The 26,273-nt window shown below is 61.9% G+C and carries 24 protein-coding genes and 4 tRNA genes; 18 read left to right on the top strand and 10 right to left on the bottom strand.

Annotation, left to right across the window (positions count from 1 at the left end; all coding sequences use genetic code 11):
- Positions 1-30 precede the first annotated feature (30 nt).
- The 8 genes from cobU to GWQ44_RS17065 all read left to right on the top strand — a co-directional run bounded on the left by cobU (position 31) and on the right by GWQ44_RS17065 (position 5,362).
- The gene (cobU, locus tag GWQ44_RS17100) at positions 31-552 is read left to right on the top strand and encodes a bifunctional adenosylcobinamide kinase/adenosylcobinamide-phosphate guanylyltransferase (protein WP_103742308.1); all 522 of its coding nucleotides are present in this window, start codon (positions 31-33) and stop codon (positions 550-552) included.
- The gene (cobT, locus tag GWQ44_RS17095; protein WP_275927849.1) at positions 549-1,604 is read left to right on the top strand and encodes a nicotinate-nucleotide--dimethylbenzimidazole phosphoribosyltransferase; all 1,056 of its coding nucleotides are present in this window, start codon (positions 549-551) and stop codon (positions 1,602-1,604) included. Before cobU ends, cobT begins: the two co-directional genes overlap by 4 nt.
- Positions 1,601-2,173 carry an alpha-ribazole phosphatase family protein gene (gene cobC, locus GWQ44_RS17090; RefSeq protein ID WP_275927848.1) on the top strand — a complete coding sequence of 191 codons (573 nt, stop codon included), beginning with the start codon at positions 1,601-1,603 and terminating at the stop codon, positions 2,171-2,173. The genes cobT and cobC overlap by 4 nt, the downstream gene beginning before the upstream one ends.
- A gap of 1 nt (position 2,174) precedes the next feature.
- Entirely contained in the window at positions 2,175-2,906 is a 732-nt protein-coding gene (locus tag GWQ44_RS17085; protein ID WP_275927847.1) for an adenosylcobinamide-GDP ribazoletransferase, read from the top strand.
- 70 nt (positions 2,907-2,976) lie between these two features.
- A complete protein-coding gene (locus GWQ44_RS17080; protein ID WP_016965798.1) occupies positions 2,977-3,381 on the top strand; it encodes a MarR family transcriptional regulator in 405 nt (134 codons plus the stop codon).
- 61 nt (positions 3,382-3,442) lie between these two features.
- Complete coding sequence (locus GWQ44_RS17075) at positions 3,443-4,636, top strand: MFS transporter (RefSeq protein WP_161799188.1); 1,194 nt, start codon at positions 3,443-3,445, stop codon at positions 4,634-4,636.
- Positions 4,633-4,755 carry a hypothetical protein gene (locus GWQ44_RS17070; RefSeq protein ID WP_256596705.1) on the top strand — a complete coding sequence of 41 codons (123 nt, stop codon included), beginning with the start codon at positions 4,633-4,635 and terminating at the stop codon, positions 4,753-4,755. Before GWQ44_RS17075 ends, GWQ44_RS17070 begins: the two co-directional genes overlap by 4 nt.
- 55 nt (positions 4,756-4,810) lie before the next feature.
- Positions 4,811-5,362, top strand: coding sequence for a redoxin domain-containing protein (locus tag GWQ44_RS17065; protein WP_103741907.1), 552 nt, complete (start codon positions 4,811-4,813; stop codon positions 5,360-5,362).
- Positions 5,363-5,439: 77 nt separating this feature from the next.
- On the opposite strand, the gene GWQ44_RS17060 is transcribed toward GWQ44_RS17065, so the two are convergent.
- From GWQ44_RS17060 to GWQ44_RS17050, 3 genes are all read right to left on the bottom strand, one after another.
- Positions 5,440-6,720, bottom strand: coding sequence for an outer membrane protein transport protein (locus GWQ44_RS17060; RefSeq protein ID WP_275927846.1), 1,281 nt, complete (start codon positions 6,718-6,720; stop codon positions 5,440-5,442).
- Between the two features lie 144 nt (positions 6,721-6,864).
- The gene (locus GWQ44_RS17055; RefSeq protein WP_016967458.1) at positions 6,865-7,347 is read right to left on the bottom strand and encodes a hypothetical protein; all 483 of its coding nucleotides are present in this window, start codon (positions 7,345-7,347) and stop codon (positions 6,865-6,867) included.
- A 271-nt stretch (positions 7,348-7,618) separates the two neighbouring features.
- Positions 7,619-7,843: a hypothetical protein gene (locus GWQ44_RS17050; protein ID WP_016967457.1), complete on the bottom strand. Its 225-nt coding sequence runs from the start codon at positions 7,841-7,843 to the stop codon at positions 7,619-7,621.
- A gap of 878 nt (positions 7,844-8,721) precedes the next feature.
- On the opposite strand from GWQ44_RS17050, the gene GWQ44_RS17045 reads away from it, so the two are divergent.
- Complete coding sequence (locus tag GWQ44_RS17045) at positions 8,722-9,045, top strand: hypothetical protein (RefSeq protein WP_080963128.1); 324 nt, start codon at positions 8,722-8,724, stop codon at positions 9,043-9,045.
- A gap of 175 nt (positions 9,046-9,220) precedes the next feature.
- The gene (gene rmuC, locus GWQ44_RS17040; RefSeq protein WP_199011134.1) at positions 9,221-10,588 is read left to right on the top strand and encodes a DNA recombination protein RmuC; all 1,368 of its coding nucleotides are present in this window, start codon (positions 9,221-9,223) and stop codon (positions 10,586-10,588) included.
- A gap of 12 nt (positions 10,589-10,600) precedes the next feature.
- On the opposite strand, the gene GWQ44_RS17035 is transcribed toward rmuC, so the two are convergent.
- Together GWQ44_RS17035 and GWQ44_RS17030 are read right to left on the bottom strand one after the other, a co-directional pair.
- Positions 10,601-14,074, bottom strand: a complete 3,474-nt coding sequence (locus GWQ44_RS17035; protein ID WP_016967455.1) for a PAS domain-containing hybrid sensor histidine kinase/response regulator — start codon at positions 14,072-14,074, stop codon at positions 10,601-10,603.
- Positions 14,075-14,207: 133 nt separating this feature from the next.
- Positions 14,208-14,753: a TetR/AcrR family transcriptional regulator gene (locus tag GWQ44_RS17030; protein WP_016967454.1), complete on the bottom strand. Its 546-nt coding sequence runs from the start codon at positions 14,751-14,753 to the stop codon at positions 14,208-14,210.
- A gap of 92 nt (positions 14,754-14,845) precedes the next feature.
- Here GWQ44_RS17030 and GWQ44_RS17025 point away from each other — a divergent pair, with 92 nt between their 5' ends.
- From GWQ44_RS17025 to GWQ44_RS17010, 4 genes are all read left to right on the top strand, one after another.
- Positions 14,846-16,048 (top strand): MFS transporter, encoded by a 1,203-nt coding sequence (locus tag GWQ44_RS17025; RefSeq protein ID WP_275927845.1) that lies wholly within the window; start codon positions 14,846-14,848, stop codon positions 16,046-16,048.
- A 265-nt stretch (positions 16,049-16,313) separates the two neighbouring features.
- Positions 16,314-16,625: a cupin gene (locus GWQ44_RS17020; protein WP_103741781.1), complete on the top strand. Its 312-nt coding sequence runs from the start codon at positions 16,314-16,316 to the stop codon at positions 16,623-16,625.
- Positions 16,626-16,731: 106 nt separating this feature from the next.
- Complete coding sequence (locus tag GWQ44_RS17015) at positions 16,732-17,883, top strand: TDT family transporter (protein ID WP_275927844.1); 1,152 nt, start codon at positions 16,732-16,734, stop codon at positions 17,881-17,883.
- Positions 17,884-17,966: 83 nt separating this feature from the next.
- Positions 17,967-19,841 (top strand): MFS transporter, encoded by a 1,875-nt coding sequence (locus GWQ44_RS17010; RefSeq protein WP_275927843.1) that lies wholly within the window; start codon positions 17,967-17,969, stop codon positions 19,839-19,841.
- Positions 19,842-19,903: 62 nt separating this feature from the next.
- Here the strand turns inward: GWQ44_RS17010 and sugE are convergent, their stop codons facing one another.
- The 3 genes from sugE to rdgC all read right to left on the bottom strand — a co-directional run bounded on the left by sugE (position 19,904) and on the right by rdgC (position 22,301).
- Complete coding sequence (gene sugE, locus GWQ44_RS17005) at positions 19,904-20,221, bottom strand: quaternary ammonium compound efflux SMR transporter SugE (RefSeq protein ID WP_047305603.1); 318 nt, start codon at positions 20,219-20,221, stop codon at positions 19,904-19,906.
- Positions 20,222-20,333: 112 nt separating this feature from the next.
- Positions 20,334-21,305 carry a bile acid:sodium symporter family protein gene (locus GWQ44_RS17000; protein ID WP_103741784.1) on the bottom strand — a complete coding sequence of 324 codons (972 nt, stop codon included), beginning with the start codon at positions 21,303-21,305 and terminating at the stop codon, positions 20,334-20,336.
- Between the two features lie 75 nt (positions 21,306-21,380).
- A complete protein-coding gene (gene rdgC, locus GWQ44_RS16995; RefSeq protein WP_016967448.1) occupies positions 21,381-22,301 on the bottom strand; it encodes a recombination-associated protein RdgC in 921 nt (306 codons plus the stop codon).
- A gap of 160 nt (positions 22,302-22,461) precedes the next feature.
- Between rdgC and GWQ44_RS16990 the strand changes: the two genes are divergently transcribed.
- The 4 genes from GWQ44_RS16990 (at position 22,462) to GWQ44_RS16975 (ending at position 22,992) form a co-directional block, all read left to right on the top strand.
- Positions 22,462-22,537, top strand: a tRNA-Val gene (locus GWQ44_RS16990).
- Positions 22,538-22,556: 19 nt separating this feature from the next.
- Positions 22,557-22,633, top strand: a tRNA-Asp gene (locus GWQ44_RS16985).
- 187 nt (positions 22,634-22,820) lie between these two features.
- Positions 22,821-22,896 (top strand) — tRNA-Val (locus tag GWQ44_RS16980).
- A gap of 19 nt (positions 22,897-22,915) precedes the next feature.
- Positions 22,916-22,992, top strand: a tRNA-Asp gene (locus tag GWQ44_RS16975).
- 139 nt (positions 22,993-23,131) lie between these two features.
- On the opposite strand, the gene GWQ44_RS16970 is transcribed toward GWQ44_RS16975, so the two are convergent.
- Together GWQ44_RS16970 and GWQ44_RS16965 are read right to left on the bottom strand one after the other, a co-directional pair.
- The gene (locus tag GWQ44_RS16970) at positions 23,132-24,301 is read right to left on the bottom strand and encodes a catalase family protein (protein WP_016963893.1); all 1,170 of its coding nucleotides are present in this window, start codon (positions 24,299-24,301) and stop codon (positions 23,132-23,134) included.
- Positions 24,298-26,106 carry a di-heme-cytochrome C peroxidase gene (locus GWQ44_RS16965; RefSeq protein WP_275927842.1) on the bottom strand — a complete coding sequence of 603 codons (1,809 nt, stop codon included), beginning with the start codon at positions 26,104-26,106 and terminating at the stop codon, positions 24,298-24,300. Before GWQ44_RS16965 ends, GWQ44_RS16970 begins: the two co-directional genes overlap by 4 nt.
- Positions 26,107-26,273 lie beyond the last annotated feature (167 nt).

Raw genomic sequence — 26,273 nt, 5'->3', positions numbered from 1 at the left:
GGTGAACATTCATTTCAAAGGTGCTCAAGCATGCTGCAACTGATTCTCGGCGGTGCCCGTTCCGGCAAGAGTCGCCTGGCCGAACAACTCGCCAGCGACAGCGCCCTGCAGGTCACCTACATCGCCACCAGCCAGCCCCTGGATGGCGAGATGAACCAGCGTATCGTCCATCACCGCGAACGCCGGCCAAGTCATTGGGGCCTGATCGAAGAGCCGCTGGAACTGGCCCGGGTGCTGCAGCAAGCCGCCGCCCCCGGGCATTGCCTGCTGGTGGATTGCCTGACCCTGTGGTTGACCAACCTGCTGATGCTGGACGACCAGGAGCGTCTGCTGGCCGAGCGCGACGCCTTGTTGCAGTGCCTGCCCGGACTGCCGGGAACGATCATTTTTGTCAGCAACGAAACCGGAATGGGTGTCGTGCCGCTGGGCGAATTGACTCGCCGTTACGTGGATGAAGCCGGTTGGCTGCATCAAGCTCTGGCCGAGCGCTGTCAGCGTGTGGTGCTGACGGTGGCCGGCCTGCCCCTGACTTTGAAAGGAACTGCGTTATGAGTAACTCCTGGTGGCTGAATCCATGCAAGGCGATCGATGCGCAGAGGGTCGAGCAAGCATTGGCGCGACAGCAGCAACTGACCAAGCCGGCCGGCTCGCTCGGCCAACTGGAGCCTTTGGCGGTGCGCCTGGCCGGTTTGCAGGGGCGGCTCAAACCTGGCCTGGAGCGGCTGTGGATCGCGATCTTCGCCGGTGATCACGGGGTGGTCGCCGAAGGGGTGTCCGCCTATCCGCAAGAGGTCACCGGGCAGATGCTGCTGAATTTTGTCAGTGGCGGAGCGGCGATCAGCGTACTGGCGCGGCAACTGGGCGCGCAACTGGAAGTGGTGGACCTGGGAACGGTGGCGTCCGGCTTGAACCTGCCGGGGGTACGCCACCTGAACCTGGGAGCGGGTACGCAGAATTTTGTCCAGGGACCGGCCATGACTCCGGATCAGGGCGAGCAAGCCCTGCAGGCCGGGCGCGACAGCGTGCTGCGGGCCCGAGCCGAGGGTGCCCAGCTGTTTATCGGCGGTGAAATGGGCATTGGCAACACCACGGCTGCCAGCGCCATTGCCTGTGCCTTGCTGTATATTCCGGTGGCGCAGTTGGCCGGTCCGGGCACCGGCCTGAATGCCGCCGGAGTCAACCACAAGGCTCAAGTGATCGAGCGAGCCCTGGCGCTGCATGCCGCCTCCCGTGGCGATGCCCTGCAAACCCTGTTCAACCTGGGCGGCTTTGAAGTGGCGGCGCTGGTGGGGGCCTATCTGGCCTGTGCCCAGGAAGGCATCGCGGTGCTGGTGGATGGCTTTATCTGCAGCGTCGCGGCGCTGGTGGCGGTGCGCCTGAATCCGGCCTGTCGCCCCTGGCTGCTGTTTGCCCACCAGGGGGCTGAGCCGGGGCACCGGCATGTGTTGCAGACCCTGGAGGCCGAGCCGCTGCTGGACCTGGGCTTGCGTCTGGGTGAGGGCAGCGGTGCGGCGCTGGCGGTGCCATTGCTGCGTCTGGCCTGCGATCTGCACGGGCAGATGGCGACCTTCGCCGAGGCGGCGGTGGCGGATCGCCCGGCATGACCTTGCACCTGGACCTGTTGCGCCACGGGGAAACCGAACTGGGCGGCGGCTTGCGCGGCAGCCTGGATGACGCCCTGACGGAGCGTGGTTGGCAACAGATGCGAGACGGGGTCCAGGGGCGCGGGCCTTGGGATCGGATCGTCAGTTCGCCGTTGCAGCGCTGTTCGCGGTTTGCCGAGCAATTGGCCGCGCAACTGCACCTGCCCCTGAGTCTGGCGCCTGATCTGCGGGAGCTGCATTTTGGCGCCTGGGAAGGACGCAGCGCGGCGGCGCTGATGGAAACCGAGGCTGAGGATCTGGGGCGTTTCTGGGCCGATCCCTACAGCTTCACACCGCCTGAGGGCGAGCCGGTGGCGGACTTTTCCCGGCGGGTGCTGGCGGCCATTGATGGCCTGTACCAGTCGTGGGCCGGGCAGCGGGTGCTGTTGATCAGTCATGGCGGGGTCATGCGCCTGCTGCTGGCTCGGGCGCGGGGGCTGCCCCGGGAGCAGTTGTTGAATGTCGAAGTCAGTCATGGCGCGTTGTTCAGCCTGAATGTCGCCCCGGGTCGGCTGAGCGAGGAGGGCTGAGATGCTGCCGTTCTGGATTGCCTTGCAGTTTCTCAGCAGCTTGCCGGTGCGCTTGCCGGGCATGCCGGAACCCCAAGAGCTGGGGCGCTCCCTGTTGTTCTATCCGCTGGTGGGGCTGTTGTTTGGCGTGTTGCTGTGGGCGGTCAATGTGCTGCTCGCGGGAACGCCGTTGCTTTTGCATGCAGCGCTGCTGCTGGCTGCCTGGGTCCTGCTCAGCGGAGGTTTGCATCTGGATGGTTTGGCTGACAGCGCCGATGCCTGGCTGGGGGGCTTTGGCGATCGCGAGCGTACCTTGAGCATCATGAAGGACCCGCGCAGCGGACCGATCGCGGTGGTGACCCTGGTGCTGGTGCTGCTGCTCAAGTTCACCGCGTTGGTGGCGCTGATCGAGCAGCAGCAGGCTTTCGCCTTGTTGCTGGCGCCGTTGATCGGGCGTGCGGCGCTGCTCGGTTTGTTCCTCAGTACGCCCTATGTTCGCGCCGGCGGTCTGGGGCAGGCTCTGGCCGATCACCTGCCGCGGCTAGCGGGGCGGCAGGTGTTGGGAGTGAGCGTGCTCGGTTGTTTGCTGCTGGGCGGCTACAGTGGACTCTGGGCGCTGCTGCTGGCGCTGGTGCTGTTTGTCTGGTTGCGACACTTGATGATGCGGCGTTTGGGCGGCACCACCGGCGACACTGCCGGGGCGCTGCTGGAGTTGCTGGAGGTGGCCGTGCTGCTGGCGGTGGTGGCATTTTGAGACAGATCCGGATCTGCCGATTGAGTTGAAAATTCTTGCCTTGAATTAATCGCGGGTATATACACGCACCATGCTTCCCTCTCAGTGTTTGTGCACCAATCTGCGTCGTGCCGCGCGTGGCGTCAGCAGGTATTACGACGGCGCCCTCGATGGCTTCGGGATCAACGTCGCCCAGTATTCCTTGCTGAACAATCTGCTGCGTCTCGATCAGCCGAGCATTTCCAGCCTGGCGGAGGCCATGGGCCTGGATCGCAGTACCCTGGGACGTAATGTGCGGGTGCTGGAGGCGGCCGGTCTGGTCCGCTTGCTGGAAGGTGACGATCAGCGCAATCGCCTGGTGCAACTGACCGAGGCGGGGCACGAGCGACTGGCGGCGGCCTTGCCGGCCTGGGAGGCCGCTCAGCAGCGACTGATCGATCGTTTGGGTGCGCAGAAGCGTGAAACCTTGTTGGCCTTGCTGAACGAACTGGCCTGACGCCGTTTCGTTCGATTATAAGCGGGTATATACCCGTAACTGGAGAATAAAAATGTCATCGATGTGGCGCACCAGCGGTTGGGTCCTTCTCGGCAGTGCATTGATCCTGGCGCTGTCCCTGGGCGTGCGGCACGGTTTTGGCCTGTTTCTGCCGCCCATGAGCGCGCAGTTCGGTTGGGGGCGTGAAGTGTTCGCCTTTGCCATTGCCCTGCAGAACCTGATCTGGGGGCTGGCCCAGCCCTTTACCGGAGCCCTGGCCGATCGCTTTGGGGCTGCCAGGGTGGTGTTGATCGGCGGCGTGCTGTACGCGGTCGGGCTGGTGTTCATGGGGCTTTCGGATTCGGCGCTGAGCTTGTCCCTGAGTGCCGGGTTGCTGATTGGCATCGGTTTGTCCGGAACCTCCTTCTCGGTGATTCTCGGGGTGGTCGGTCGTGCCTTGCCGCCGGAAAAGCGCAGCATGGGCATGGGGATCGCCAGTGCCGCAGGCTCCTTTGGTCAATTCGCCATGCTCCCCGGAACCCTGGGGCTGATCGGTTGGCTGGGCTGGTCGACGGCATTGCTGGTGCTGGGGCTGCTGGTGGCGCTGATCGTGCCGCTGGTCAGCATGCTCAAGGACAAGCCGCTGCCGGTGCTGGGGCATGAACAGAGCCTGGGCGAGGCCCTGCGTGAAGCCTGCTCTCACTCGGGGTTCTGGTTGCTGGCGTTCGGCTTCTTTGTCTGTGGTTTCCAGGTGGTGTTCATTGGCGTGCATCTGCCGGCCTATCTGGTGGATCAGCATCTACCGGCGACAGTCGGAACCACGGTGCTGGCGCTGATCGGCTTGTTCAACATCTTTGGCACTTACACGGCGGGCTGGTTGGGCGGACGGATGTCCAAGCCACGGCTGTTGACCGGTCTGTACCTGTTGCGGGCGGTGGTGATCGGTCTGTTCCTGTGGCTGCCGGTGACCCAGACCAGTGCCTACCTGTTCGGCATGGCCATGGGCTTTCTCTGGCTGTCCACCGTGCCCTTGACCAACGGCACGGTCGCCACCTTGTTCGGGGTCAGGAACCTGTCCATGCTTGGCGGCATCGTGTTTCTGTTCCATCAGTTGGGCTCGTTCCTTGGCGGTTGGCTGGGGGGCGTGGTGTATGACCGTACCGGGAGTTATGACTTGATCTGGCAGGTGGCGATTCTTCTGAGTCTGTTGGCCGCGGCTCTCAATTGGCCGGTGCGCGAGCGGCCGGTGGCGCGCTTGCAGGCGAGTGCAGCGTGAAGTCATGGCTGGGTTGGAGTGCCGGCCTGGGCGTCGGCATTGGGCTGCTGTGGCTGGCCTGGTGGGGATGGCATCGCGGCGGGCTGGCGCTGATGCAGTTGGGCATGGGTGCTTGCTAGGTGGGCAGAGGGGCGAGTAACGTCGATATCCGACGACTATTGAAGGACGCTGAACATGGCTAAGCGCTGGTTTGTGGTTCCGGCATTACTCACATTGTTTGCAGGTTCGGCCTGGGCGGCGGATTGTCCGGCGTTGCTGCAGGGATCTGTACCCAAGTTGCACGCCAAGGAGTCCATCGATCTGTGCCAGCGCTTTGCCGGCAAGCCGCTGGTGGTGGTCAATACCGCGAGCTTCTGTGGCTTTGCTCCGCAATTCAAAGGCCTTGAAGCGCTGTATCAGCGTTACAAGGAGCAGGGGCTGGAGGTGGTAGGCGTACCGTCCAATGACTTCAAGCAGGAGTCCAAGGACGGGGCCGAGACGGCCAAGGTCTGCTACGTCAACTATGGCGTGACCTTCACCATGACCGAGCCGCAGAAGGTCCTGGGGGCGGATGCGGTGCATCTGTTCAAGGTATTGGCGCAGCAGAGCAGCGCGCCGAAGTGGAATTTCTACAAGTACGTGGTGGATCGGCAGGGCAATGTGATTGCCAGCTTTTCCAGCCTGACCAAGCCGGATAATCCGGAATTCATAGAGGCGGTTGAGAAGGCGTTGGCGTCGAAGTCTTGAGCAAGCATCCATTGACCAATAAAAAACCCGCAGTAGCGGGTTTTTTATTGGCTTGAAGCTGAGCGGTCTACCGTTCGTTAGAACTTGTAGGTAGCGCCCAGGCCGTAGCCCCATGCGCTGTTCTGGTAGGTAGCGCTGTAAGCGTTGCCCTTGCCGGTTCTGTTGACGTTGACGTCTTCTTCCTTGAGGTAGGAAACCGCCAGGTCCAGAGTCAGGTCATCAGTCGGGCTGTAGCCGGCACCAAAGCTGATGGCCTTACGGTCACCGGTAGGGATACGAACCGAACGATCGGTGTTGTTGGTTGGTGCCTGGTCAACCGAGAGGCCGCTGCGCAGAACCCACTCTTTGTTGACTTTGTAGGAAACACCAATCGCCGAGGCCCAGGTGTCGTGCCAGTTCTGTGGTTCGGAAATGGTGCCGATCGGGCCGGCGGAGCCGCCGAGCAGGGCTGGAACGCCCTGGTTGTTTACGGTGATGTCTTTCAGGCGGCTCCAGCGAGTCCAGGTGCTACCTGCGTAGACGGTCCATTGGTCATCCAGTTTCTGGGTGACCGAGAAGTCGACGACTTCCGGGGTGGTGATGTCCAACGAAGCATCGTAACGGCCGCCGTTGAAAGGACCGAAGCCCGGGCCTGCGATGTCGGTGTGGCCGTCCAGCTTGTACTTGACCTTCGAGTGGTAGGTCAGGCCCAGGCGAGTGGCCTCGGTAGGCTGGACGATGATGCCGACGTTGTAGCCGATGGCGGTGTCGTCACCCTTGATCTTCACGCTGCCGTCATTGCGGCCGAAGAGCGCAGGGTTTGGAAACGGGGTCGCGGAAGTCAGTTCACCGCTCAGACGGTTGATGGTCGGGCCAAAGCCGATCGACACCATATCGTTGAAGGCATAGCTGACGGTGGGTTGCAGGGTAATGACCTTGACTACGCTCTTGTCGCCGTAATAACGGCTGGCAGAGGTGGACTCATAGTTGGTAACCAGGCCGAAGGGGGCGTAGGCGCCCAGACCCAATGCCCAGCCGTTGCCCAGTTGTTTGACGAAGAACCCCATAGGAACGCTGGTGAACGGAACCATGTCGCCATCGCTGGTGCCGCCGGGAGGGCCACCTTTGACGTTTTTCAGATTGGTCTTGGCATCGATTGCTGCTACGCCGACGGTTACTTGGTCGCGCTTCAGCAGGGACATACCCGCAGGGTTCCCGTAAACGGTGCTGGCATCTTCGGCAGAAGAGGAGCGCCCCGCGAAACCAGTACCCATGCCGCTAATGCTTTGTTCGTTAAGAGCAAAGCCGCTGGCAAATAGCTGGGTAGAGGCAAGTGCAACTGCGAGACTGATGGTTGATTTGAGCATTACTTTTTTCATTATTAGAACTCCTGGTGATCACCGAGGCGGAAATTACCAACATTTCGGCTACGGCGCTATAGGCTGAATCAGTAGATTTTCTGGGTTTTTGTAGGACAATCAGACCATAATCGGCTTTTTTCTCCGATTTTGTAAAAGCCGGTGTCAGCAGGCGACTTGGCTCAGCGGCGAAACGCAGGTTTGCCAGGCGCAGGCGAAATCTCTCAAACGTCCTTGTGGTTGAAAGGTCTTCCTCCAGATACGGGCCATGCCGAGCAGATCGTCGGCTGCGGGGAGCGGGGTGTGTTGTTGTTCCACCAGCAGCCAGGCGATGGCGGTGGCGTAACGCAGATTGACGGTCAGTTCCAGGTGCGGTCCGGCGAGGAACGCGTGCTGGCTGGCCAGTCCTCTCACCAGGCTGGCCCGTTCCGGGTCCAGCGCCAGGTAGTGATCCCAGAGGGCCTGGTGGCGCACTTCGGTGATGCGATACAGACCGTGGCCGCGGCGATCGTGCAGTGCCGAGCCCAGCGCCGATTGACTGGCGGCAATGCCCAGCAACAAGGCTTCAGCGGTTTTGCTATGACTGCCCAGGTACATCAGCGTCGGGCGAATGACATAGCGGCACAACTCGCTGGCGGCGATACCCATAATGCCCTCGAGGGGGGAAGGTGGCCGGCGAAACCCGAAGGTGCTTGGCAGCGATGAAAGGATCAGGTTTGCCGGAAGCGGCACGTGCCGCCTGACTTGAAGTGTAGTGTCATATCTACGTTGTAAAGGCCTGTTTTTAAAACATTTCCAAGCTCTTGTTATAAGCCTTATACCTATTGGTGCTTTGGCTGGAGGAGTGGATTGGCAAATCACAGGCAATAAAAAGCCCCGCGATCAGGCGAGGCTCTTGGGTTTTCAGCGTTGCGGCGTATCAGGCCACCAGGGCCTGGCGTGTACGCTCGATCACGGCCTGCAGCGGTTCGGCGCTGGAGTATTGATCGGGATACAGGCGTTCGCTGTGACGGGCGATGCCGTGTTCATTCACCAGGGTGAAGCTGAAGCAGCCTTTGCGAGTGGCCATGATCAGGCAGTTCAACGGAGCAAAAGCGTGGGTTAGGGTGCGAATGGCATCCTGAGTCTGGAGTTGAGTGGACATATTTATTAGGTGTTCCTACAAATGACACGGTTAAGAGCCGTGCAGCGTTAAAACGTTCCAGTAACGTCGACCACCATTGGTCAGACGAAGAACCCGACTGGAACAAAGCAGCCAGTTGCAGCGCTTTAATAAGGTTGCGCTAGGGGCTGGCAGGTAGGTACTTAGGAGGGCAGGCAACACAACAAGGGCAAAGGTTCTGTGCCCAGGGTGGCGATCCTGATCAATTTGCAGGTTGGTTCGGTCAGAGTAAGTAACTTGGGCACGGCCTTTGATCGTTTCAAGGGCGGTGTCAGTTTGAGAATTACCTGGAAACCAGCGAGGTGGTCGGTCCTTGATGTTCGACGTTGTTCTCGTTTGGAGAGGTGTCGGCGGGACTTGTTCGACCAGAATTGACTTTCAGCTTGGTACTAACGGGGCGGATTCTATTGGGTTGAAGGTAGGAATGCAAGTGTGCTAGGAAAAAATATGTCCTGGGCAGAGACATCGCAGGGAGGCGATTGTGTCACCTTCAACGCGGCGTGGTGTACGAAAGTGGTGCATTGCCGACGTTAATGTGCGCAGGGTTGTGCACACTTGTTGTGCCACATGTCACCCGGCTGTCACCTTCCCCAGTGCGCTTCCCATAGCCTGTCTCAAGAATTTAAGTCAATGATAAATATCGTCTTTTTTTGCTGGTGAAAAAATCGTCAGTTTGACTGGAAGGCCCGTCTCATGGGGCTTTGGGAGGGTTGTGGAGGGGTTGTCCACTGAGTTATCCACAGCTTCTGTGGATTGTCCCAAGCGCTTGCTCTAGCACGGGCATGCTGGCTCTTTTGGTCTTTACCCGAGCGAAAAAAGGAGTAGAGTGGCGCGCCTTCCGATCTGCCCCACAGTGTTTTATGAAGTTTCGCTCAGTATCACCCTCTGTTACCGCCCCCCTTGCCAGTGTTACCGAACCCAAGCGCTTTTCCCTGCGGGTTGCCCTGTGGCTGCTGGACAGTCCACGCCTGGGACACAACACCAACGTCAAGTACTTTGCCGGGCGTTTGCTCAAGCAGCCTGCGCGTGATGGCGTGGTGGCTGCACAGAGTCGCCTGGGGCAGTTGATGTGCCGCGAGTGCGGCAATGCCCGGGACCGTCGTATCGGTCACGATCTGTTGCGCCAGGCTGCCCGTGCCGGCGACCGCCGTGCGCAACTTGAGCTGGGGCGGATCGAAGACTGAGCTGTCCAACCTCCGGTGGCTTGGTTAACCTTCGTTCCTTATTTCGATGATAGGAATCGTTATGGCTATGGACTTGACCAGCCTGCTGCTCGGCCTGGCGGGTGCGGCGTTGCCGTTACTGATGCTGGCCTGGCAGCTGCAGCGGCGTGCCAGTTCCAGCCAGAGCGAGCTGTCTGTGCTGGAAGAGCGTCTGGCCACTGCTCAACTGGCTCAGGAGGGCCTGGCCGCGCAGTTGGATGCCAGCCGCGATGAAGTCAGTGATCTGAGTCAGGCCAACGCCCTCAAGCAGGCCGACCTGGCCGCCTTGCGTCGTGAAGTGGAACTGCTGCAGATCGAGCGTGACAACGCCCGTGATGCGGCCCACGCCTGGAACCTGGAGCGGGCAGCCAAAGAGAACGAACTGCGTCGTCTGGATGCCCAGGCCGCCTCGTTGCACGCCGAACTGCGCGAGCAGCAGGAAAGCCACCAGCAGCGCCTGAGTGATCTGCAGGGTTCGCGGGACGAGTTGCGAGCCCAGTTTGCCGAGCTGGCGGGCAAGATTTTCGACGAGCGCGAACAGCGTTTCGCCGAAACCAGCCAGCAGCGTCTGGGGCAATTGCTGGACCCGCTCAAGGAGCGCATCCAGTCGTTCGAGAAGCGGGTCGAGGAAAGCTATCAGGCCGAGGCTCGTGAGCGGTTTTCCCTGGCCAAGGAGCTGGAGCGCCTGCAGCAACTGAATCTGCGTCTGAGCGATGAGGCCACCAACCTGACTCGCGCCCTCAAGGGCCAGAAGACCCAGGGCAACTGGGGCGAGCTGATACTTGAGCGGGTCCTGGAGCACGCCGGCCTGGAAAAAGGGCGCGAATACCAGACCCAGGTCAGCCTTAAGGGGCCGGATGGCGAGCGTTTCCAGCCCGATGTACTGATCATGCTGCCGGGTGACAAGCAGGTGGTGGTGGACTCCAAAGTCAGCCTCACCGCCTATCAGCAGTATGTCGGCAGCGATGATCCACAGGTTGCCCAGGCGGCCCTGAAGCAGCATGTGCTGTCTCTGCGCAACCACGTCAAAGGCCTGGCCGGCAAGGACTACAAGCGCCTTGAAGGGCTGCACAGCCTCGACTTCGTGCTGCTGTTCGTACCCATTGAGGCGGCGTTTTCCGCTGCGCTGCAGGCCGAGCCCAATCTGTTTCAGGAAGCCTTCGACCGGCACATCGTGATTGTCAGCCCGACCACCTTGCTGGCTACGCTGCGGGTGATCGACAGCCTGTGGAAACAGGAGCGCCAGAGTCAGAATGCCCGGGAAATCGCCGAGCGCGCAGGCTGGTTGTATGACAAGTTCGTGCTGTTTATCCAGGACCTGGATGAAGTCGGCAATCGCCTGCAGCAGTTGGACAAGGCTTACTCGGCGGCGCGCAACAAGCTGACCGAGGGCCGGGGCAACCTGGTCAGCCGCAGTGAACAGCTCAAGTTGCTGGGCGCCCGTGCCAGCAAGAGCCTGCCGAGCGATTTGCTGGAGCGGGCGATGACCGATGCCGAAGGGCGCGAACTGGAGTGGCCGGAGTAATCCGGCACAGGTTCAGCCCAGCGGCAGATGCCGGCTCAGCAGGGCGCGCAAGGCGGCCGGTTTGACCGGCTTGGCTAGGTAATCCAGCCCCGCCGCGTGCACCTGGGCGATCATCTCCGGACGTCCATCGGCACTGATCACCACGCCAGGCACCGGTTCCCCCAGTTGGGTGCGGAGCCAGGCCATGACGTCGGTGCCGGTTTCGCCATCGTCCAGGTGGTAATCCACCAACGCCAATTGCGGGCGAATGCCTTCCTTGAGCAGCGCCGCGCACTCCTCGCGGTTGCGCGCGGTCCAGACCTGGCAGCCCCAGCGCGTCAACAGGCTATTCATGCCGATCAGGATGCTGTCTTCATTGTCCACGCAGAGCACTTGCCCGCCATTGAGCGACTGGCCGTTGACCTCGGCGGCCTTGCCCGGAGCAATTGCGCTGCTGCGGGCCAGGGGCACGCTGACACTGAACACGCTGCCCTGGCCGGGCCAGGAGCGTACCTGCAGAGGGTGGCCGAGCACCCGGCACAGGCCATCGGCAATCGCCAGGCCCAGGCCCAGGCCCTTTTCGGCGCGGGTCTGGTGGCTGTCCAGGCGCTTGAACTCCTCGAAGATCACCTGCTGCTTATCCTGGGGGATGCCCGGTCCACGGTCCCAGACTTCCAGGCTCAATGAATCGCCGCGACGGCGTACCCCCAGCAGCACCGGCCCCTTGGCGTAGCGGAAGGCGTTGGTGAGGAAGTTCTGCAGGACCCGGCGCAAGAGCTTGCTGTCACTGTCGACCCGCAAGCGACTGCCGCGCACGCGAAATTGCAGGTTCTGTTCCTGGGCCAGGGCCTTGAATTCCGCCCCCAGGGTGTCAAACAGTTCGTTGAGCACGAAGGGCTTGCGCTCAGGGGTGATCTTGCCGTTCTCCAGGCGCGAGATGTCCAGCAGGTCGCTGATCAGGTCTTCCGCGGAGCGCAACGAGCTGTCCAGGTGCTGCACCAGTTGCTGGGCTTCGGGCGAGAGTCCGTCGTCCTGATGGGAGAGGGCGGCGGAAAACAGTCTTGCAGCGTTCAGGGGTTGCATCAGGTCGTGGCTGACGGCGGCAAGGAAACGGGTCTTGGACTGGTTGGCGGCTTCCGCCGTGCCCTTGGCCTCGGTCAGTGCGGCGTTGAGCTGGGACAGTTCATGGGTGCGTTCTGCCACCCGCTGCTCCAGGCCTTCGTTGGCCTCGGTGAGCGCCTGCTCGGCCTCGCGGAAGGGGGTGATGTCGGTGAAACTCATGACGAAGCCGCCGCCGGGCATCGGATTGCCGATCAGCTCGATGACCCGGCCATTGGGGAACAGGCGCTCGGACGTGTGGGCCCGTCCCTGGCGCATCCAGTGCAGTCGCCGGGCGACATGGACTTCCGCTTCTCCCGGGCCACACAGGCCACGTTCGGCGTTGTGGCGAATGATGTCGGCAATCGGCCGGCCGACGCTGATCAGGCCGTCGGGGTAATCGAACAGCTCCAGGTAGCGACGGTTCCAGGCCACCAGTTTCAGCGACTGGTCCACCACGCTGATGCCCTGGGTGATGTTTTCGATGGCCCCTTGCAGCAGGGCGCGGTTGAACTGCAGCACCTCCGAGGCTTCGTCGGCGATGCGCACCACGTCTTCAAGCTGCATCTCCCGGCCTTCGATGGCGGCCTTGACCACGGCGCGGGTCGAGGAGGCGCCAAGGACACCGGCGAGCAGGCGTTCGGTGTGGGCGATCCATTCGCCATCGGCGTTTTGATTGGGGTTGAAGCCTTTGCCCTGGCGATAGGCGAAGCGAATGAAGCTCTGGCGGGCGCGCTCCTCGCCGACGAAGCGCGCGGCGAGTTTCAGCAGGTCGTCGATCTGCACCGCCAGCATGGAGCGCGAACTGAGGCGGCCGCTGATTTCCTGGCCGATGAAGCGTCCGGCCTGCCAGTGTTCGGAAACCCGCGTGCGTGACAGCACCGAAACCCAGGCGAACAGGGTGAAGTTGCCGGCCAGGGACAGCACTACGCCCTGGGTCAGGGGCGTGATCGGCAGGTTCAGCGGGTTGCCGTGCAGCCAGGCCAGGCCGGGGAAACTGCTCAGGGACCAGCCCAGGCTGTGGGCGGCGATGGGCAGGACCAGGGTGTAGAACCAGATGAAGGTGCCGGCGGCAAGTCCTGCGAACACCCCGCGGCGGTTGGCCTGTTTCCAGTACAGCGCGCCGAGCATGGCCGGTGCCAGTTGGGTCACGGCGGCAAAGGCGATCTGGCCAATGGTCGCCAGGCTGGCCGTGGAGCCCAGCAGGCGATAGCTGACATAGGCCAGCAACAGGATGACCACGATGCTGACCCGGCGCACCGAGAGCATCCAGTGGCGGAACACTTCAAAGGGCCGCTCGGCATTCTTGTGACGCAGCAGCCAGGGCAGCAGCATGTCGTTGGACACCATGGTCGACAGCGCCACGCTGGCCACGATCACCATGCCGGTGGCGGCCGAAGCACCGCCGATGAACGCCAGCAGGGCCAGGGCCGGATGGGCCTGGGCCAGGGGCAGGCTGATGACGAACGAGTCCGGCAATACGCTGCTGGGCAGGAGCATCTGTCCGGCCAGGGCAATGGGCACCACAAACAGCGCCGCCAGGGCCAGGTAGGCCGGGAACACCCATTTGGCCAGGCGCAGGTCCTGGGGTTCGATGTTCTCCACCACGGTGACGTGGAACTGCCGTGGCAGGCAGATGATTGCCATCATCGCCACTCCGGTCTGGACCACCATCGATGGCCAGTTGATGGTTTCCTTCCAGTACTGCTCCAGGCGCGGCGCCAGCATGGCCTGGTTGAACAGGTCGTCGAAACCGTCATACAGGCCAAAGGTGACGAAGGCGCCCACGGCGAGAAAGGCGAACAGCTTGACCAGTGACTCGAAGGCAATCGCCAGCACCATGCCGCGGTGGTGCTCGGTGGCATCCAGGTTGCGGGTGCCGAAGACGATGGTGAACAGCGCCAGGATCAGCGATACGATCAGCGCCGTGTCCTGGGCCCGGGTGCCCATGGCATCGGCCCCGGCGCCGATCAGCAGGTTGACCCCGAGGACGATGCCCTTGAGCTGCAGGGCGATGTAGGGCAGCACGCCTACCAGGCAGATCAAGGCCACCACCACCGCCAGGGATTGGGATTTGCCGTAGCGCGCGGCAATGAAGTCGGCGATCGAGGTGATGTTCTCCTGCTTGCTGATCATCACCATCTTCTGCAGCACCCAGGGCGCGAATACCAGCAGCAGAATGGGGCCCAGGTAGATCGGCAAAAAGGCCCAGAGCTGCTCGGCGGCCTGGCCGACGGCGCCGAAGAAGGTCCAGCTGGTGCAATAGACGGCCAGCGACAGGCTGTATACCCAGGCCCGTACCCGTGGCGGCAGGGGTGTGCTGCGACGATCGCCGTAGAAAGCGATGGCGAACATGATGGCCATATAGGCCAGGGCAACGGCGGCAATCAGCCCGCTGGACAACGACATGGAAACTCCGGAGCAAAGACACCGGGCACCTCAGCCCGGCCAGACAGTCTGGCACGATGTGTCGTTGGCGTCAGTGTCGACCAAGGTATCAGCGCGGTCTGATGTCGCAGGGCCTGGCTGCCTTTGCAACAGGCTAGGGCAGGAGGGCGAGCTCGATCAGGGCGTGCAGTTCCGGCACCGATAGCGGGGTGGCGGAGAACAGGATGCGGAACACCGTAGGAGCCACCATCAGGTTCAGTAGGCGGTCGATGTCCGGCAGGCGTGCCTCGCTGTCCCGATAGCGTTCGAGGATCGTCTGCAATTGAGCGCTGAGGATGGTCACGCAATAGCCTGGCGTGGCGCTGCTCTGCACGTCGCGCATCATGTTGCGTCCGGGTTCCGAGCTCATTTCATCCAGGTACTGCTCGGCCCAAGCGCGCAGGTCGCCCCGCAGGCTGCCGGTGTTCGCCGGTTCGCTGTCCGGGCGCATGCGCGCCAGGGCGACATCGGCCAGCAACGCCGAAAGGTCGCCCCAGCGCCGATAGATGGTCGAAGGCGTGACGCCGGCGCGGGTGGCAATCTGCGGCACGGTCAGGGTCGAGCGCTCCTGTTCTTCAAGGAGTTCGCGGACTGCCGTATGGATCGATTCCTGAACCCGGGCGCTGCGGCCGCCGGGGCGTAAAGCTTCTTTGATGGCCATGGGGTCGAACCTTAACACAAAGAATTTGCTTTAAGCCCCTGCCGGCAGCACACTGCGCAAAAGCAAAATATTAGCTTTAGTGGAGCGTGCTCATGTCCGGTGCAATCAATGCTTGTGGGTCCAGCCGTCGCAGTCTGGTGTTTCTGGCCGTTACCCTGCTGAGTTTCCTCGCCGCGTCCAGCGTGCCGACACCGCTGTATCACCTGTATCAGGAGTCCCTGCATTTTTCTCCGGCGGTGTTGACCCTGGTGTTCGGGGTCTACGCCCTGAGCCTGTTGGCGGCGTTGCTGACCGTGGGCTCGCTGTCGGACTACCTGGGGCGTCGGCCGGTGATTTTTGTCGCCCTGCTGCTCAATTGCCTGGCGATGCTGCTGTTCATCAATGAAAGCGGGGTGCAATGGTTGCTTGCCGCGCGCGTGATGCAGGGCTTTGCCACCGGCATGGCCACCAGCGTGCTCGGCGCCGCGCTGCTGGATGTCGATCGTCGGCAGGGCCCGTTGGTCAACAGTGTCGCGCCTCTGTTGGGCATGGCTTGCGGCGCCATGGGGGCCAGCCTGCTGGTGGAGTTCGCGCCCCTGCCGCTGCAGCTCAGTTACTGGCTGCTGTTGGGGGTGTTCGGCGTTCAGGCGCTGTATGTCTGGCGCTTGCCGGAAAGTGTCAGCCCGCAACCCGGTGCCTGGGCGTCCCTGAAGCCCACGCTGCATGTGCCGCCGCAAGCACGGCGGGCGTTATGGCTGGCGTTGCCGGTGGATGTGGCGGTGTGGGCGGTGGGGGGCTTCTATCTGTCGCTGGCGCCGTCGCTGGTTCGCGCCGCCACCGGCTCCACTTCGAACCTGATCGGTGGCGGCCTGGTGGCGGTACTGACCCTCAGTGGCGCGCTGATGATCTTTTCCCTGCGCCAGCGTCCGGCCGACAAGGTCCTGCGCTTGGGGGCCGGGTTGCTGGCGCTGGGGGTGATGCTGCTGCTCGGCGCCGTGCACAGCGCCAGCCTGACAGTGTTTTTCGTCGGCACCCTGGTGCTGGGCAGTGGCTTTGGTGCCGGTTTTCTTGGCGCGTTGCGCAGCGTGGTGCCGTTGGCACTACCCCATGAGCGTGCGGGCCTGATGTCGGCATTTTATGTCTTGAGTTATCTGGCGTTCTGCTTGCCGGCCTTGCTGGCGGGGAATCTGACCCGTCGCTTCGGTCTGATTGCCACTACCGATGGTTACGGTGCGCTGCTGATCCTGTTGTCCCTCGGCGCGCTCCTGGTGCTGGTGCGGCGTCCCCTGCCGTCCTGTGCGGCGCCGGGAGCCTGAGCAGGTGCTTGATTGCCCGGCGGTGGGTCGATGGTCCATGGGCCGGGTTGCTCTGGCGACTGAGTGCACGCCTGCCGGTTGGCGAAAGCGCCGCGCGTCTTCACTATGGGCGCCTGTTTCCTGCTGCCATGGAGTGCCTCATGTTCCCTGAGTCTGATCATCGTTTGTTCGATCGGCGGCCACGTCAGTGGTGTTTCAATTCCCCCACACCGATAACGGGCCGCCACGCGAGGAGCTTAGTCTCCTTGGGGTCAGGGAGGTGGGCATGAAGGTCATTCGCAGCGCTGACTTTACCGGCGAGCGGGCCTGGGCCGCCCTGGACATCGCCAACATGAACGGCATCACCACGCGCCTGCACTGGACTGACCAGCCTTACCGATGGCACGTCAATGACGGGCAGGAGGTGTTCGTGGTGCTGGGTGGCCAGGTGCAGATGCACTATCGCCTTGAAGGGGTCGAGCATTCGGTACTGCTGGAGGTGGGCGACATTTTTTATGCCGATCTGGGGACCGAGCATGTGGCTCATCCTCAGGGTGTTGCCAGGGTGCTGGTGATCGAATCCGCGGGCAGCGTCTAGCCTTATATCTGCTAAATAGATAACAGATAGAGAAATTACCCGTTATATAGATATTCGATTCGGTTCTACCATTGACTCCACCTCATCAGAGGACAGGAGACACGCCATGCCATGCACCCACAGCATCAAAGCCGGCCGCCGGCCCTTGAGTCATCTGCAACACCCGCGCGAAGCCATTCGTCAGTTCACGCCGAACTGGTTCGCCGCCACCATGGGCACCGGGGTTCTGGCCCTGGCGCTGGCCCAATGGCCGGCCCCGGTGCCGGGCCTGCATCAGGTGGCCGAAGGCTTCTGGTGGTTGACCATCATTCTGTTTTTACTCTTTACCGCGATGTACACCGCGCGCTGGGTGCTGTTCTTCGATGAGGCACGGCGGATCTTTGCCCATTCAACGGTATCGATGTTTTTCGGCACCATCCCCATGGGGCTGGCGACCCTCATCAATGGCTTGCTGCTGTTCGGCATGCCGCGCTGGGGTGAGGCGGCGGTGCATCTGGCGCAAGGGTTGTGGTGGCTGGACGTGGCCATGTCCCTGGCTTGCGGGGTGTTGATCCCCTACATGATGTTCACCCGGCAGGAGCACAGCATCGATCAGATGACCGCCGTGTGGTTGCTGCCGGTGGTGGCGGCCGAAGTGGCGGCGGCCAGCGGCGGCTTGCTGGCGCCGCACCTGGCGGATGCCCATGCCCAGCTGGTGATGCTCAGTACCAGCTACGTGTTGTGGGCCTTTTCGCTGCCGGTGGCCTTCAGCATCCTGACCATCCTGCTGCTGCGCATGGCCTTGCACAAATTGCCCCACGAAAGCATGGCCGCCTCCAGCTGGCTGGCCTTGGGCCCGATCGGCACCGGCGCTTTGGGCATGCTGGTACTGGGAAGCGATGCGCCGGCGATCTTTGCTGCCAATGGCCTGCCCGGCGTCGGCGAGATTGCCGCCGGCCTGGGGCTGGTGGCGGGCCTGACCTTATGGGGTTTTGGCCTGTGGTGGATGTTGATGGCCGTGCTGATCACCCGCCGTTACCTGCGCGAGGGCATTCCCTTCAACCTCGGCTGGTGGGGCTTCACGTTCCCGCTGGGGGTGTATTCGCTGGCCACTCTGAAACTGGGCAGCACCTTGCACCTGGGCTTTTTCAGCGTGTTTGGCGCGGTGCTGGTGGTGGCGCTGGCGGTGATGTGGCTGATCGTGGCCAAGCGCACGGTGCAGGGCGCCTATAAAGGCGAGTTGTTTGTCTCGCCGTGCATAGCGGGGTTACGGAAATAATCGCTAAAGATAGGTAAGGTTGTGGCCTGGATCGATATTCGACATTCCAATAACAGTATCCACGCCACTCAGGGACATGGACGATGAGTCACCCTTCGCAGTTCACCTTGCTCCGCAAGCGGCGGTTCCTGCCGTTTTTCATCACGCAATCCCTCGGTGCGTTCAACGACAACATCTTCAAGCAGTCGCTGATCCTGGCCATTCTCTACAAGCTGAGCATCGAGGGAGATCGCTCGATCTGGGTCAACCTCTGTGCCTTGCTGTTCATCCTGCCGTTCTTTCTGTTTTCGGCCCTGGCCGGGCAGTTTGGCGAGAAGTTCGCCAAGGATGCGTTGATCCGCCTGATCAAGCTGGGGGAAATCGCGATCATGGTGGTGGGGGCGGTGGGCTTTGCCTTCGATCACCTGTCGCTGATGCTGGTGGCGCTGTTCGCCATGGGCACTCACTCGGCGCTGTTCGGTCCGGTGAAGTACTCGATCCTGCCCCAGGCCTTGCACGAGGAGGAACTGGTGGGCGGCAACGGCCTGGTGGAAATGGGCACTTTTCTGGCGATCCTGGCAGGCACCATTGGCGCCGGGATCATGATGTCCTCGGCGCATTACGCGCCGATTGTCTCCACTGCCATGATCGGGGTCGCGGTGCTGGGCTACCTGGCCAGCCGGGCCATTCCCCGGGCGGCCGCTGCGACCCCGGACCTGCGCTTGAACTGGAACATCTTCAGCCAGTCCTGGGCCACTCTGCGCCTGGGCCTGGGGCAGACGCCGGCTGTGTCGCGCTCCATTGTCGGCAATTCCTGGTTCTGGTTTGTCGGGGCGATCTACCTGACCCAGATCCCGGCCTATGCCAAGGAGTGGATGCACGGTGACGAGACGGTGGTGACCCTGATTCTCACTGTGTTTTCGGTGGGTATCGCGGTGGGTTCGATGCTGTGCGAGAAGCTTTCGGGGCGCAAGGTCGAGATCGGTCTGGTGCCGTTCGGCTCCTTTGGCTTGACCGTGTTCGGCCTGTTGCTGTGGTGGCATTCCGGCGGTATCCCGCAGAGTGCCAGCGGACATGGCTGGCTCGAAGTCCTGGGCTTTGCCCACGCCTGGTGGGTACTGTTCGACGTTCTGGGTCTGGGGGTGTTCGGTGGCTTCTATATAGTGCCGCTGTACGCGCTGATCCAGTCGCGCACTCCGGAGAACGAACGGGCTCGGGTGATCGCCGCCAACAACATTCTCAATGCGCTGTTCATGGTGGTGTCGGCGCTGGTTTCCATCGTCATGCTGAGCATGGTCGAGCTGACCATTCCTCATCTGTTCCTGGTGGTGTCGCTGCTCAATATCGCGGTCAACGTCTACATCTTCAAAGTGGTGCCGGAATTCAGCATGCGTTTCATGATCTGGCTGCTCAGCCATTCCATGTACCGCGTCGAGCATCGCAATCTGGAGCAGATCCCCGATGAGGGGGCGGCCTTGTTGGTGTGCAACCACGTGTCGTTCGTCGATGCCTTGTTGATTGGCGGCGCGGTGCGTCGGCCGATTCGCTTCGTGATGTATTACAAGATCTACAACCTGCCCGTGCTGAACTTTATCTTCCGCACCGCCGGGACCATTCCTATCGCTGCACGGCATGAGGACCTGGACATCTACGAAAAGGCCTTCAAACGGATTGCCCAGTACCTGCGCGATGGTGAGTTGGTGTGCATTTTTCCCGAGGGCAAGCTGACGGCCGATGGCGAGATCAATGAGTTCAAGGGCGGGCTGACACGGATTCTCGAAGAAACCCCGGTGCCGGTGATTCCCATGGCCCTGCAAGGCTTGTGGGGCAGCTTCTTCAGCCGCGATCCGAGCAAGGGCTTTTTTCATCGCATCTGGTCGCGAGTGACCCTGGTGGCCGGGCCGGCAGTGGCGGTGGAAACGGCGGAGCCGGCGTACTTGCAAACCCTGGTGGCGCAGTTGCGCGGCCCACGGCGCTAGCCTCGGCCGGATACAAAAACGCCCGCATTGCTGCGGGCGTTTTCATTGCTGCGCGGTGGCGGTCAGCTGGCGCTGACTTTCAAGCCCACCAGGCCGGCGATGATCAGCGCCACGCTGGCCAGGCGCACCAGGGCCATGGATTCGCCGAACAGGATGATCCCGGCGATCACCGTGCCGATGGCACCGACTCCGGTCCAGATGGCGTAGGCGGTGCCCAGGGGCAGTTCCTTCATGGCCAGGCCGAGCAGGCCCAGGCTGATGACCATGGCGAGGATGGTCAGGGCGGTGGGCAGCGGACGGCTGAAGCCGTCGGTGTACTTCAGGCCGACGGCCCAGCCTACTTCGAACAAACCGGCAAACAACAAAATGATCCAGGACATGCTGACCTCATCGGTGGATGGGGTCGTCCCCAGAATTGATCACCCGATCGAGTGGCGAGGTCGTCCTCGCGCTGCGCAGTATACTGCCCAACTCTGCTTGGGTGATCAGTTTTTAAGCTCGGTCGCTCGGCTGTTGTGTTTCCAGTTTTTGCTCGTTTTCGTCGTTCATGCGGCGCAAGTAGGTCGAAAGCAGCGCCCCGGAAATATTGTGCCAGACACTGAACAAGGCACTGGGCACCGCCGCCAGGGGCGAAAAATGGGCGCTGGCCAGGGCTGCCCCCAGGCCGGAATTCTGCATGCCGACCTCCAGTGCCAGGGATTTGCGCTGTGCCAGGGGCAGTTTGAAGACCCGGCCGGTGAAGTAGCCCAGCAAGTAGCCGAAGCTGTTGTGCAGCATCACCACCGCCATGATCAGCAGCCCGGATTCGGCGATTTTCCCTTGGCTGGCCGCCACCACGGCGGTGACGATGATGACGATGCTCACCACCGAAACCAGCGGCAGCACCTCCACTGCGTGTTGAACCCGCTGGCCCAGCAGGCGTTGGGCCAGGACGCCGAGCGCGATCGGTAGCAGCACCACCTGCAGGATCGACCAGAACAGCTCCATGAACGACACCGGCAGCCAGGCCGAGGCCAGCAACCAGATCAGCGCCGGGGTCAACAGCGGGGCGAGCAGGGTGGTCACCGCGGCAATCGCCACTGACAGTGCCAGGTCGCCGCGGGCTAACCAGGTCATGACGTTGGACGAGGTGCCGCTTGGGCAGCAGCCGACGAGAATCACCCCGACGGCGATTTCCGGTGGCAGGTGAAAGACCTGGCAGAGCACCCAGGCCACGCCCGGCATGATCACGAAATGCGCCACCACCCCCAGGGCCACCCGCCAGGGATGACGCGCCACTTCGGCGAAGTCTTCGAGTTTCAGGGTCAGGCCCATGCCGAACATCACCAGGCCCAGCAGCGGCACGATGGCGCCCTTGAGGCCGATGAACCAGCCGGGCTGGAAGAATGCCAGGACGGCGAAGATCAGTACCCAGTAAGCGAAGGTGTTGCCGACAAAGCGGCTCAGTGCAGCCAGTGCGCGCATGACCTGTTCCTTGTTATGTGAAAACGCCACCGAAGGCGGTGGCGTCTAGTGCGGTGCGGCTTTCCGGGCAAAGCGTCAGATGCCTTGCGGAATCTCCTCGCCGCCCAGGGCTTCGAACAGCGCCGGCAGGAAGTCACCGAAGGTCAGCATCATCAGGGTGAAGCTGGCGTCCTGCTGACCGAGGGCTTCATCGCCGCCGTCCTGTTCCGCCTGGTCCTGCAGCAGGTCTTCGAACTTCAGGCGCTTGACCACCATCTTGTCGTCGAGCATGAAGGACAGCTTGTCCTGCCAGGCCAGGGACAGTTGAGTGACCACTTTGCCGGTGCTCAGGTGTAGCTGGATTTCCTCGCCGGTCAGGTCCTGGCGCTTGCAGCGCACGATGCCGCCGTCCTCGTGGGTGTCGCGCAGCTCGCATTCGTCGAGCACGAAGAAGTCGTCGGCGGCTTTCTGGGTCTTGACCCAGTCGGTCATGATTGCGCTCGGGGCGATCTTCACGGTCAGCGGACGTACTGGCAGGGTGCCGAGGACTTCGCGCAGGGTGGAGAGCAGGTCTTCGGCGCGTTTCGGGCTGGCCGAGTTGACCAGGATCAGGCCCTGTTTCGGGGCGATGGCGGCGAACGTCGAGGAGCGACGGATAAAGGCACGGGGCAGGAAGGCCTGGATGATTTCATCCTTGATCTGGTCGCGCTCCTTCTTGTAGACCTTGCGCATTTGTTCGGCTTCGATCTCTTCGACCTTTTCCTTCACCGCGTCGCGCACCACGCTGCCGGGCAGAATGCGTTCTTCCTTGCGTGCGGCCACCAGCATGAAGTCCTGGCTGACGTGAACCAGCGGGGCGTCTTCACCTTTGCCGAAAGGGGCGACGAAACCGTAAGTGGTCAACTCCTGGCTTGCACAGGGGCGCGCCAGTTTGGTCGCCAGTGCAGTTTCCAGCGCCTCAGCATCAAAAGGCAGATCTTGGGTCAGGCGATAGATCAGCAGGTTTTTGAACCACATGGGGTGAATCTCTCCTTTATACAAAGGAGGGCATTATTCTCTTCGCTGCTGCTCAGGCCAACCCTTCGCTAAGCCTTTGGAAGGCCTGAAAAAATTATTATAAAAAGTGCTTGCCAGAGTACGGACTGCTCCGTAGAATGCGCGCCACACCGAACGTGAAGGGTGATTAGCTCAGCTGGGAGAGCGTCTGCCTTACAAGCAGAATGTCGGCGGTTCGATCCCGTCATCACCCACCATTCGCATTCAGTGTTACGCGCAGCGGTAGTTCAGTCGGTTAGAATACCGGCCTGTCACGCCGGGGGTCGCGGGTTCGAGTCCCGTCCGCTGCGCCATATTCGGTAACCTGGAACACTGAACGCCAGGTCACCACAGGAAGCCCGCTAACGCGGGCTTTTTGCTGTAAAGAGTTGGCGGGTCGTGCGGCAAATCATGGAAATTCAGATTTTTTTGATAAATTTATCAATTAAATCAACACTTTAAGAATTTCTGTGGCATAATGCGCCCCGCAACGAAGGTAAAGGGTGATTAGCTCAGCTGGGAGAGCGTCTGCCTTACAAGCAGAATGTCGGCGGTTCGATCCCGTCATCACCCACCACTTACTTTCAACGCTACGCGCAGCGGTAGTTCAGTCGGTTAGAATACCGGCCTGTCACGCCGGGGGTCGCGGGTTCGAGTCCCGTCCGCTGCGCCATATTCGGTAACCTGGAACACTGAACGCTAGGTCACCACAGAAAGCCCGCTAACGCGGGCTTTTTGCTGTCTGGGATTTGGTTTGGCTCAGATCCTGTGCGAAAAAAAGCGGCCCGTGGGCCGCTTTTCTTGTTTATGGCTTACGGCTCGGCGTTTCGACTGTGCCGATAGTCGCTGACAGCTTCGTACACCGCCTTGCGCAAGCGGTTAATGCCGCCGATGGGGCGATGGGCTTCGATGCCGAACCAGGGGTTGAAGGATTGGTTGTCGCAGGCCAGGTTCTGCGCCGGGGTGTCGAAGTCCTGGGCGGGAATGGTCAGGCGGGCCACGGTTTCGAAGGGGGCGTCGCTTTCCTTCCATTCGATGCTGGTGTCTTCGATCGGCATGAACCGGCTCGGGTTCTGACGCTGGATCTGCAGGACGAAGCAGGCCGGAACCCGATCGGTGGACAGTTGTTGGGTCAGGGCGCTGCGCAGGAAGTTGGGCAGGTCCTGATTCTGCGCCGGCAGGCTGTAGGCCGGGCAGCTGCCAGGGTCCGGCATGACCCGGAACTTGGCATTGGCATTGCCGAACTTATAGGGCGAAACCGAGAAGTAAGTGCTCTGGGTCGGGCTGGCCGGTGCAGGTGACAGTGTGGCCAGGGCAATGAACAGATGGCGGATCTGCCAATGGCGAGGATCCCAGCCAGGAAAGAAGGCCCCGACTTTCTTTCCGTCCGCCTGGGCCGCGATGTTCTGCTGGTACTCGGCCACATCGCTGACGAAGAAGTTCGGATGGTTGAACATCACGAAATCCTGTTCGCGTCGCGCCGATTCCGCGGGTATCAGCTGTTGCCCTGGCACATCCAGCAGTTTGATTGCCATGCCGCGGGCGTCGCGAATGCGGTCGAACTGCGGATAGGCATTGCCATTGGACAAGCGCACCGTCGCTTGCCAGGTCTGGCCGGGACTGGCGAACACGCCCTGGCGCAGCTCCGGACTCAAGTCCTTGAGTACCTGGACCTCGGCTTTCACGCAGCCATGGGCCTTGGCATGGGCATCGCGCAGGTAGCGGGTGCCTTCCCGGTGCTGGTCGACGATGCGCACGGCGGTCTGGATGATGTCCTGGGTGCGTGCGGCCTCATCGGCGGGAATCTGCTCCTGTGCCGCCACCGGGCCGCGGTGCTGCCAGGCGAACCAGGCGCTGGACAGCGCCCAGGCCAGAAGGCCCATGACCAGCAGCAGTACCAGCGTCTTGCCCAGCAATGAGCCCAGGCGCAGCCACAGCCTGGCCAGCAGCGACGGTCGTTTTCTTGCGAGATCGAGTTTCATGGCAGTTGTGACTCCAGCGGTCCGCCCAGCACTTTCAGGTATTCCAGCAATGCCCAGCGCTCCTCAGGCTGCAGCAGCGGGCCGATAACCCCGTTGCCGCGCTGGCCTGCGCGGAATTCGTGACCGCTGTTGTGGTTGCCGCTGATGCGGGTATCGAATTCAAAGCCGTTCTTGAAGGCCTCCGGACGGTAGCCCAGATGTTTGGGGTCGTACTCGAAGGTGCCGCGATAGAAGGTCGTCGAGCGCTCCGATTGCGGAGACAGCAGTTGATACAGGTTGGGCACCGAGCCGTTGTGCAGGTAGGGCGGGGTTGCCCAGACCCCGGCCAGTGGCCGGGCCTTGTAGGCGCGCAGCTCGCGTACCCCGATTGGCAGGCCGTAGCCGTCCAGTCGTGGGCGCTCCGCAGGGCTGACCTTGGCGTCACGGTAGGCGCGTTCTTCGACGAAAGCGGTGATGTAGGCCAGGCCCTTGGCCGCCGAGAGTTGACGCAGGTCCAGCGGTTCGGTGGGCGTCGGGTGCAGCTCGACATTGGATTTTGCCAGCTCGGCGGTATCCCACTGCAGGGCGCTGAGGTCGTAGCGCAGGTCGGCGATATTGCTGGCGGAGTTCGGGTCGGTGCCGATCACCGCTACCGGAAGCATTTTCAATTGTTGTACGGGACGGCCATTGCTTTCGCTGACCGTGGGCACATGGCAGCTCGCGCAGTGGTTGGCAAACAAGTCGCGGCCCTTGGCGGCCAGCGGCTTGTCGACAGTACCCAGCAGCGCCTCCGGCCAGATGGGCGGCTTGAGGCGTTGCAAGGTCTCTTCTATATGGTTGAGATCGCGAACGCGCACGCTGGAGGGGTAGCGAGCGTCGCCAGTGAGAGGCTGGCCGGCGGCATCGAACAGGTTCAGCGTAGCGCCGACTCCCAGGGCTTCGCCGATATTGCGCGCCATGGGCTGCTGCGCCGACCCGTTCCACTGGACCCAGTCGAAGGTCCAGATATCCCACAGTTGCGGGTAATCGACCGGGGCGTTGGCGATCCGGTAGTTATCCGCAGATATGGCATCGCCGAAGCTGGCGTTGGCGATGCGGCCAAAGGCATCTGTACGGCCCGGACCTTCTTCAGTGGGGTAGAGGCCGCGATGGGTGTCGTTCCAGGCCACCCGCAGGAAGTTGTCCAGCGAGACCTTGAAGTCGTGGCGCAGCTGGTCGTGTTTCGCGTCGTAATCCGCGCCCAGCACCTTGCGTGCAAAACGCTCGAATTTCCACGGGTTGTAATAGGTGGAGGCCAGGCTGGCGACCAGGGCCTGGCCGAAACTGCCGCCGCGCAGGGTTGGTACGCTGGATGGCAGAACATGCTGTGCCGAGCCACCGTCGATACGCAGGGCTTGATGGTTGAAGCGCAGTTCGCCGGTGTGGCAGGCGGCGCAAGTGATGTCCAGGTATTGCTCTGAGCTGCCCGGATTCTGATGGCGGGCGAACCCGACAGGCAGATTGCCAGGGTTTTGCGCCGTGGCTTTCTGTCCTGGCTCCACCAGGAAACCGAAGCGGGCCAAGTACTCGGGGGCGGCAAAAGGTTGTTCGGAGAACGGCAGCTCCAGTGCGCTGAACCATTCGTAACGCAGGCCTTTGACCTGAGTGCCCTGGGGCGTGAAATAGTAGGTCTGGCGGTCGCTGGCATCCCATTGATCCAGGTAATGCACCTGTTCAACGGGTACATAGTCGGGAAGTTTCGGGTTGGCGATGTAGTACAGGACCACGGCCAGGACAATGCCGATCAGCACGGCAATCAACAGCAAAACACGGTAGATGAGGCGCAAGATGTACTTCCTTGTCGAATTTCGTTTCCTTATGCCTGAGCTCCTCTGACGCGGCAAGTAGCCATTACTTGCGCTATGGTTATTCGCGCTCGTTCCAGCGCCTCATTCAGCCGCCTGGGCGGGGCGTTCCTCACAGCACAAAAACGTGTTTAAAGACGTGAACTTAT

This window comes from Pseudomonas sp. 3MA1 (assembly GCF_029237275.1).
Taxonomy (GTDB): Bacteria; Pseudomonadota; Gammaproteobacteria; order Pseudomonadales; family Pseudomonadaceae; genus Aquipseudomonas; species Aquipseudomonas fluorescens_AP.
Note: the sequence above shows the minus strand (reverse complement) of the source record. Positions and strands in the feature narration are given on the sequence as shown.